The organism is uncultured Cardiobacterium sp., from assembly GCF_938028185.1.
Lineage (GTDB): Bacteria > Pseudomonadota > Gammaproteobacteria > Cardiobacteriales > Cardiobacteriaceae > Cardiobacterium.
Genome location: NZ_CALJAH010000023.1, coordinates 1 through 9111, shown reverse-complemented (window position 1 = coordinate 9111; position 9111 = coordinate 1). Strand labels below are relative to the sequence as shown.

6 protein-coding genes are annotated in these 9111 nt (G+C 54.5%); 2 read left to right on the top strand and 4 right to left on the bottom strand.

What is annotated here, in order from left to right; genetic code table 11:
• The 4 genes from pflA to Q0349_RS00875 form a co-directional block, all read right to left on the bottom strand.
• Positions 1 to 544: pyruvate formate-lyase-activating protein (pflA, locus tag Q0349_RS00890; RefSeq protein WP_298078879.1), on the bottom strand; the 544-nt coding region annotated here is incomplete at its 3' end.
• Between the two features lie 103 nt (positions 545 to 647).
• Positions 648 to 2930, bottom strand: a complete 2283-nt coding sequence (pflB, locus tag Q0349_RS00885; protein ID WP_298078878.1) for a formate C-acetyltransferase — start codon at positions 2928 to 2930, stop codon at positions 648 to 650.
• A gap of 273 nt (positions 2931 to 3203) precedes the next feature.
• A complete protein-coding gene (locus tag Q0349_RS00880) occupies positions 3204 to 4274 on the bottom strand; it encodes a hypothetical protein (RefSeq protein WP_298078877.1) in 1071 nt (356 codons plus the stop codon).
• A gap of 86 nt (positions 4275 to 4360) precedes the next feature.
• Positions 4361 to 4918 (bottom strand): cysteine hydrolase family protein, encoded by a 558-nt coding sequence (locus Q0349_RS00875; RefSeq protein WP_298078876.1) that lies wholly within the window; start codon positions 4916 to 4918, stop codon positions 4361 to 4363.
• 164 nt (positions 4919 to 5082) lie between these two features.
• Between Q0349_RS00875 and Q0349_RS00870 the strand changes: the two genes are divergently transcribed.
• Positions 5083 to 7329: a Tex family protein gene (locus tag Q0349_RS00870; RefSeq protein ID WP_298078875.1), complete on the top strand. Its 2247-nt coding sequence runs from the start codon at positions 5083 to 5085 to the stop codon at positions 7327 to 7329.
• A gap of 87 nt (positions 7330 to 7416) precedes the next feature.
• Positions 7417 to 9111, top strand: a 1695-nt coding sequence (locus tag Q0349_RS00865; protein ID WP_298078874.1) for a DUF4011 domain-containing protein, incomplete at its 3' end; no start/stop codon positions are given.

The window sequence follows — 9111 nt, the reverse complement described above, 5'->3', positions numbered from 1 at the left end:
CGGAACGTTCGTCGTCGGTATAGCCGGGAACGATAACGTAGCGCACGCGGGTAGACTGTCCGCGCTCGGCCAGATGACGGGCGAAATTCAGCGTTTTGGTGTTGGGGATGCCGACCAGTACCTTATGGATTTCGGGGTCTATCTGTTTCAAGTCCAGCATGACGAGATTGGTATGGTCGAGCAGGTCTTCCAAGATGGAATCGTAATGCAGCGCGTAGCCGTTGGTGTCGAGACAGGTATGGATGCCGTGTTCGCTGCAGGCGGTAAACCAGTCGCGCACAAATTCGTATTGCAACAGCGGTTCGCCGCCGGTTGCGGTCACGCCGCCGCCAGTTGCCTCCAGGTAATGGCGGTAAGACATTACCTGTTTCATCACCTGCTCGACGGTCATTTCCTGACATTTGTCGGTATGGAAATCCCATGTATCCCGATTGTGGCAGTACAGGCAGCGCATCAGGCAGCCCTGGGTGAAGACGACAAAGCGCAGCCCCGGGCCATCAACGGTGCCGCAGGTTTCGATGGAGTGAATGATGCCGTAGCGCATGGGGTGTTCCGTGTGGGTGGTTGGGCGCAATTTTACTGGATTGGGATGCGAAAAAAGTGCCGGTTGCCCGGCACTTTTTGTGGTTTGCAAGCGAGCGTGCCGCTTACATGGTTTGGGTGAAGGTACGGGTGATGACGTCCATTTGTTGCTCTTTGGTGAGCGAGTTGAAGCGCACCGCATAGCCAGAGACGCGGATGGTGAGCTGCGGATACAGTTCCGGGTCGTTCATCGCTTCGATCAGCATTTCACGGTTGAGGACGTTCACGTTGAGGTGTTGTCCGCCTTCAAATTCGCTGTCGTGGTGGAAGTATCCGTCCATCAGGCCGGCGAGGTTGGCTTGACGGCTTTGGTCGTCTTTGCCGAGCGCACCCGGAATGATGGAGAAGGTGTAGGAGATACCATCTTTCGCGTAGGCAAACGGCAGTTTGGCGACGGAGGTCAGGGAAGCGACCGCACCATTGACGTCACGACCGTGCATCGGGTTGGCGCCCGGTCCGAACGGCGCACCAGCGCGGCGACCATCCGGGGTGTTACCGGTTTTTTTGCCGTAAACCACGTTGGAAGTGATGGTGAGTACGGACTGGGTCGGGGTAGCACCACGGTACATTTTGTGGCTGGCAACTTTTTTCATGAAGCGTTCAACCAGGTCGCAGGCGATGCTGTCAACACGTTCGTCGTTGTTGCCGAATTGCGGGTATTCGCCTTCGATTTCAAAGTCCACAGCGATGCCGTTTTCGTCACGCACCGGACGGACTTTGGCGTATTTGATGGCAGAGAGCGAGTCGGCAGCAACGGAGAGTCCGGCGATACCGCAAGCCATGGTGCGGTAAACGTCGCGGTCATGTAGTGCCATCAGGGCGGCTTCGTAGCTGTATTTGTCGTGCATGTAGTGGATGCAGTTCAATGCAGTTACGTATTGGGTAGCGAGCCAATCCATGAAGCTGTCCATACGTTTGATGACAACGTCATAGTCAAGCACTTCGTCTTTCAGCGGTTCTTGTTTCGGGCCGACCTGGTCTTTGGATTTTTCATCAACACCGCCGTTGATTGCGTACAGCAGGGTTTTGGCGAGGTTGGCGCGGGCACCGAAGAACTGCATTTGTTTGCCGACCACCATCGGGCTGACGCAGCAGGCGATGGCGTAGTCGTCGCTGTTGAAGTCCGGGCGCATCAGGTCGTCGTTTTCGTACTGCACGGATGAGGTGTCGATGGAGACTTTGGCGCAGAAGTGTTTGAAGCCGACCGGCAGTTGTTCTGACCAGAGGATGGTCATGTTCGGTTCCGGGGACGGCCCCATGTTGTACAGGGTGTGGAGGAAGCGGAAGCTGTTTTTGGTAACGAGCGTTCTGCCATCCAAGCCCATGCCGCCGATGGATTCGGTTGCCCAAATTGGGTCGCCGGAGAAGAGTTGGTCGTATTCCGGGGTGCGGAGGAAGCGAACCATGCGCAGTTTCATGACGAGGTGGTCAATCATTTCTTGCGCCTGGCTTTCGGTGATAACGCCGTTTTTCAGGTCGCGTTCGATGTAGATGTCGAGGAAGGTGGAAACGCGGCCAAAGCTCATCGCGGCGCCGTTTTGTGATTTGACGGCAGCGAGGTAGCCGAAGTAGGTCCACTGTACGGCTTCGTGGGCGTTGGTAGCCGGGCCGGAGATGTCGTAGCCGTAGCGGGCAGCCATTTCTTTCATTTGGCCGAGGGCGCGGTGCTGTTCGGAGATTTCTTCGCGCAGGCGGATGGTGGCTTCAAGGTCTTTGCCGGCTTCGAGGTCAGCTTGCAGTTCGTTGAATTGGCGGACTTTGTCGGCCATCAGGTAGTCAATACCGTAGAGGGCAACCCGGCGATAGTCACCGATGATGCGGCCACGGCCGTAAGCGTCCGGCAGACCGGTCAGCACGCCGGATTTGCGGCAGCGGCGGATGTCCGGGGTGTAAACGTCAAATACGCCCTGGTTGTGGGTTTTGCGGTATTCGGTGAAGGCTTTGGCGACCTGCTCGTTCAGCGGGGTTTCGTAGATGCGGCAGGAATCCATGACCATCTTGATGCCGCCGTAGGGCATGATGGCGCGTTTCAGCGGTTCATCGGTTTGCAGGCCGACGATGACTTCAAGGTCTTTGTCAATGTAGCCCGGTGCGTGGCTGTTGATGCCGGAGACGATGTCGGCGTCGATTTTCAGCGGGGCTTTGGTGCGGTTTTCTTCCTTGACGCCTTCCATCACGCTGTCCCACAGTTTGGTGGTAGCGGGGGTAGCGGGGGCGAGGAAGCTGCCGTCGCCTTCGTACGGGGTGTAGTTCTTCTGGATGAAGTCACGGACGTTGACGCCGTTTTCCCAGTCACCAGAGATGAAGTTCGCCCATGCAGCAGGACGGTTTTCAGTTTTTGTCAGCATATTAACTCCTGATCAGATTGAAAAAGAAATGGTTGTAGCGGCAATGGCGCCATGCTGGCGCCCGCCTTTTGAAGCTAGGATTATTGTAAATTTTTTATAAAAAGATAGCAAACACCGTAGGTTGCGTGCCCCGCATTTTACGCCTCTTGCGAAGAGTTTTCATTGCAAGAACATCATTCTCCCAAATTTCGGATAATTGGATGGCAAATTTGTGAATGATGGCGGCAAGCGCACCGATGGCACCAACATCGCGTGCCCGCGCTCTGGCTGAAACTATCTGGCGAATCCGTGTAGTCCTTCGAGATCGGGGGTTTTTTCGCTGTAGTTGATTTTTGTCCAACCGGTTTTGCCGGCGGCGTTTTCAATGAGCAGCCAAAGATCGGCGCAGGAATTGCCGTCGTCAATGCGCGCGTTTTGAGGGCAATTCTGGTGCGGGGCGGCGAGTTGCAGGGTAATTTTTTCACCGGGTGCGATTTTGGCGACGCTCTTGTTGCCGTCAATACGGTCGGTGAGACGCAACGGAGTTTTTTGATCATGTGTGCCGTCAGGGGCAAGGATGCCGCGATAGTGACTGGTGAGTCCGAGGTAGTGATACGGCTGTTCGATTTCTTGCATCGTGCCGTCGCGCAGTATCCATTTTTGTCGGGCGCGGTAGTAGCGGCTGCGGCTGTCATCAACATCGCTATAGGCGTAGCCGTTGCCGGGAAAATAGAAGGTTTGACCCAGCAGGCCGGCGGCGCCAAGACGGCGGATTTTGCCTTCGTTTACGGGAAGAAAGAGGCAGTAATGCTGGTCGTTCAGACTGACGGTGCAGTCGATGAAATAGCGCGCCCCGCCGGGGGTGAAGGCGGTTTCCAGCAAGCGGTCGAAGATTTCGTAAACCGGGGCGGGGTCATCCTTGCGCGGCTCAGGCGGTAGGCCGGGAGAGGGGGTATCCGGCTCGGCTTCGTCGTAGTAGTAATGGTTGTTGAGCGCCTTGCCGAGTTCAGGATGGTAATAAATGTCAAGATTGAGGCGGTCATCGTGCAGCTGTTCAAGGGCGGGGAAGGTTTCGCTGCGTCCCTCACCTGCCCGCGCCTGTACCCAGCCGGTGATGCCAAACGGCGTTTTGCCGAGAAAATGGCCATTTTTGTCCGCAAGCAGGATACCGAGTGCCTCACCTGCTGCAATGGTCGCAATGGTGTCGCCGCCTTCAGGCTCGCGGGTCAGGGTCAGGGCGGTGGCAGCGCGGGTTTCGCGGTTAATCCAGCCGTCATTTTGGTCGGAGATGTCGTCGGTAAAAAGCGGGGCAGCGCGGGCGACGGTGGCGAGAGCGAGCAGGATGATGTGGATTCGGCGGCGCATGGTGTGGTTTGACGTGAATTTTCTGCGGATTATATAGCGGAATCCCCACTCATTTCACGCGCCGCGATACCAAAAACCGTGCCGGTTCAACCTTCTGCCAACAGCGCCGCGCTTTCCAGCACTTCGGCAAATTCACCGTGCAGACTGGCGAGTGCGGTGCGGTGGATGATGTCAGCATCAAAGGAAGCGCCGTCGTAACCGGTGCGGGCGAAGGTGGCGCAGCCGTCGCTGACAAGGCGCACTGCGTAGCCGAGGTTGGCGGCCATGCGAGTGGTGGTGGAGACACAATGGTCGGTGCTGATACCGGCGATGACGAGATTGCGCACGCCCGCCGCATCGAGCCGCGCTTGCAGGTCGGTGCCGATGAAGGCGCTGTTGACGTGTTTGGTGATGATGACCTCGCCCGGCAGCGGGGCGACATCTGCCACGAAGGCAAAGCCAGGCGCGGCGGGATGCAGCGGCGATTGCGGGTTTAGCGAAGCGTGGCGGACGTGAATGACGAGCAAACCGCACGCACGCCAGTGTTGCAGCAGGCGTCCGCAGACGGCTTCCGCCTGCGGATTGTTGCGCGTGCTGCCCCACCAGATGGCGTCCTGAAAGCCTTGCTGGATGTCAATGAGCAGGAGTGCGGAATGATGTGGCATAGAATCTCCGGTGGTACAAGTCAAAATGTGCGATTCGAGCGCGCAAAGTTAGGGTGCCCGGTCAGGCGACGCAACACCATAACCGAAAAGCCTCCGTTTACATAAACCTTCCCCGTATAAACAGCCGCTATAATCCGCCCCTTTCACCATAACCAGGAACTCCGATGAACATCACCGCCCTCCTCGCCACCGAACTCGCCGCCACCGCCGCACAAATCACCGCCGCCATCGACCTTTTGGACGACGGCGCGACCGTGCCGTTCATCGCCCGTTACCGCAAAGAAGCGACCGGCGGACTGGACGACTCGCAACTGCGCACCCTCGCCGAGCGCTTGCAATACCTGCGCGAACTGGAAGCGCGCAAAGAAACCGTGCTGAACAGCATCGCAGAACAAGGCAAACTCACCGACGAACTGCGCGCCGCCATCGACGCCGCCGACAACAAAACCGCGTTAGAAGACTTATACCTGCCCTACAAACCCAAGCGCCGCACCAAAGCACAAATCGCGCGCGAGCACGGCCTGCAACCACTCGCCGACACCCTCCTCGCCGACCAGCCGCAAGACGTGGACACCGCCGCCGCGCCGTACCTCAACGAAAACATCGCCGATGCCAAAGCGGCGCTGGACGGCGCGCGCGCCATCCTGATGGAACAGTTTGCCGAAAACGCCGAACTCATCGGCGCCCTGCGCGACAAACTGTGGGCGGAGGGCGAATTGCACGCGCAAGTCATCGAAGGCAAAGAAAGCGAAGGCGAAAAATACAAAGACTACTTCGACCACCGCGAAGCCATCCGCGCCATGCCGAGCCACCGCGCCCTCGCCGTACTGCGCGGGCGCAACGAAGGCGTGCTGCAACTCGCCCTCAAATACCAGCCGGACGAAACGCCCGCGACCGAAGCCAGCGCCTACGAACAAACTATCGCCGCGCACTACCGCATCGGCGAACACAAATGGCTGCGCGACACCGTCCGCCTCGCCTGGCGCGCCAAAATCTACCTCTCGCTGGAGCTGGACGCGCTGAACCGCCTCAAAGAAGCCGCCGACAGCGATGCCATCACCGTCTTCGCGCGCAACCTCAAAGACCTGCTGCTTGCCGCGCCCGCCGGCCGTTTGCCGACATTGGGTTTAGACCCCGGCTACCGCAACGGCATCAAAAGCGCCGTCGTCGACGACACCGGCAAACTGCTCGACACCGCCATCGTTTACCTGCACCAAGAAAACAACGCGCTCGCCACCCTCGCTCGCCTCATCAAACAGCACCGCGTCAAACTCATCGCCATCGGCAACGGCACCGCCAGCCGCGAAACCGACAAACTCGCGGGCGAACTCATCAAGGCGCTGCCAGAAGCGGGCTTGCACAAAATCGTCGTTAGCGAGGCAGGCGCCTCCATCTACTCCGCCTCCGAACTCGCCGCCAAAGAATTTCCCGAACTGGACGTCTCCCTGCGCGGCGCCGTCTCCATCGCCCGCCGCCTGCAAGACCCGCTCGCCGAACTCGTCAAAATCGACCCCAAATCCATCGGCGTCGGCCAGTACCAGCACGACGTCAACCAGTCGCAGCTCGCCAAAACTCTCGACGCCGTCGTTGAAGACTGCGTCAATGCCGTCGGCGTGGACGTCAACACCGCCTCCGTGCCGCTCTTGGCGCGCATCTCCGGCCTGAATCAGACGCTGGCACAAAACATCGTCGCCTGGCGCGACCAAAACGGCGCGTTCGATAACCGCAAAACCCTGTTAAAAGTACCGCGCCTTGGCGAAAAAACCTACGAACAAGCCGCCGGCTTCCTGCGCATCCACGGCGGCAACGAACCGCTGGACGCGAGCGCCGTGCACCCCGAAGCCTACCCCATCGTTGCCAAAATGCTGGCAGACAAAAAACTCGCCGCCGCCGACCTCATCGGCAACCGCGAACAAATCCGACAAATCAAACCCGCCGACTACACCACCGCCCAATTCGGCCTGCCGACCATCCTGGACATCCTCGCCGAACTGGAAAAACCGGGGCGCGACCCGCGCGGCGAATTCCAGACCGCGACATTTGCCGAAGGCGTCCACGAAATCAGCGATTTGCAACCCGGCATGATTCTCGAAGGCGTGGTCAGCAACGTCGCCAACTTCGGCGCATTTGTCGATATCGGCGTGCACCAGGACGGCCTCGTCCATATCTCGGCACTCGCCGACCGCTTCGTAGAAGACCCGCGCGACATCGTCAAAGCGGGCGACGTGGTGAAAGTCAAAGTGCTGGAAGTCGATGCCGCGCGCAAACGCATCGCCCTCACCATGCGCCTAAACGACGAAGCGGGCGGCGAACGCAAACCCGCCCGCGGCGACAACAACCGCCCACAACAGCGCCAAGAAAAACCGGCGAACACCGCGATGGCGGATGCGTTTGCAAAGAGGAAGCGGTGAAATTTATGTTGAAAAAGCAGATAATATCAACAGTTCATTGACCCCCTACCCGATAGTGATCCACTACATTCAAGGAAAGTAATAATTATGACTGAATTCGCCTATACTTCATTGGAAGCCATACGTAAACGCTTGTTGGATCTTAGTTCTCGTAATGCGCTACTTAATTTTCGCCATACAAAAACAAAAAGTATCCAAATTGTAGGCAAAAGTCCTAACTGGATAGCAAATTCATTGCAAGCTGGCAACAGAATATTCTTTCAAGGACTTAAGGAGCCTACTGAACAGGAATTACGCCAGCACAATTTTGCGTCTAAGAACGTTGCACTTGGTGAAACAACACTTAAAAAACCATCACCAGAAGAGTGGGCTTCCCGTATGGGGATAGATATCAGCTTGGAGTTACCTAATACGTTAGAAACAGATGATATACAAGATAAAGACCATAGCTTCCAAATATTATTATGGCAACCTAATCTTGACGCAAGATTAAAAAATATCCGCGCTAACACAGAAAGTGCCTTACAAGAAACCGGCGCAAATATTCTTTATCTAGCACTAGGTTTTCTGGAATGGACTGAAAGTGATTCTTCGGACAAAAAACGATTGGCTCCGCTTTACACTTTTCCGGTTACATTAGAACTGGATAAATATGGAACCACTAAAAAATATAGCATATATCTGCGCGATGATGATGTATTAAGCAATACCACACTATATGAAAAATTATCTCATGATTTTGGACTATTACTACCACTGATCGAACCAGAACAGACGCCGGAGCAATATTTTTCACTTATTGAGCAGACCATATTAAAAGAAAAACCCAACTGGAAAATAAAGCGTCGAGCGAGCCTGGTCCTATTGAATTTTACCAAGCAGGCCATGTATCGAGATTTAGATCCCAAGAATTGGCCCGCAGATAACCCGCTCGAAAAAAATACCATTATTAAAAGACTGTTTAGTACATCAGAACCTCAATCTAATACAGATATCATATCCTATCCAGAAGAATACCTTATTGATACCATAGAAAATATCCATGTCAAATTTCCATTAATAGACAATGCAGATAGTTCTCAACATAGCGCATTGATTGATGCTGTTAACGGTGAAAACCTGGTTATTGAAGGACCACCCGGGTCTGGAAAATCACAAACGATTACAAACCTAATAGCAGCCTGCATTAATGCCGGAAAGACGGTTCTGTTTGTTGCCGAAAAGATGGCAGCGCTAAATGTTGTTAAAAACAGACTAGATAAAGCAGGATTAGGAGACTTTTGTCTTGAATTGCACAGCAATAAAACCAACAAACTGGGGATTCTTCACAGCCTCGACCAGAAAATGAAAAAACAACAGGTTTATCGAAAGCCTGAACAAATCGAAGCCGATATTAATCGTTATGAAAATTATAAATTACAACTAGATAAGTATGCCGAATTAATAAACCTTGAATGGAAAAAATCTGGTTTAACTATTCACAATATTTTAAGCACTGCTGCGCGATATCGGAACGAACTAAATATTTCTCCTGAACAAGTTTCTCTAAAAATTCCTAATAATCAGGAATTAGATGCGACTTGGCATATTGAACTTATTGATAATGGAAAAATACTTAATGATGTCTTTACACAAGTATTACACCAGACCCCTGATGGCAGCATACATAGCCATTATTGGTACGGTATTAATAGACACGATCTTATGGATTATGAAGAAAAGGAATTAGTAACTGCACTACATAAGTGGAACAATGCCTTAAAGGAAGCCAATATAGTATAT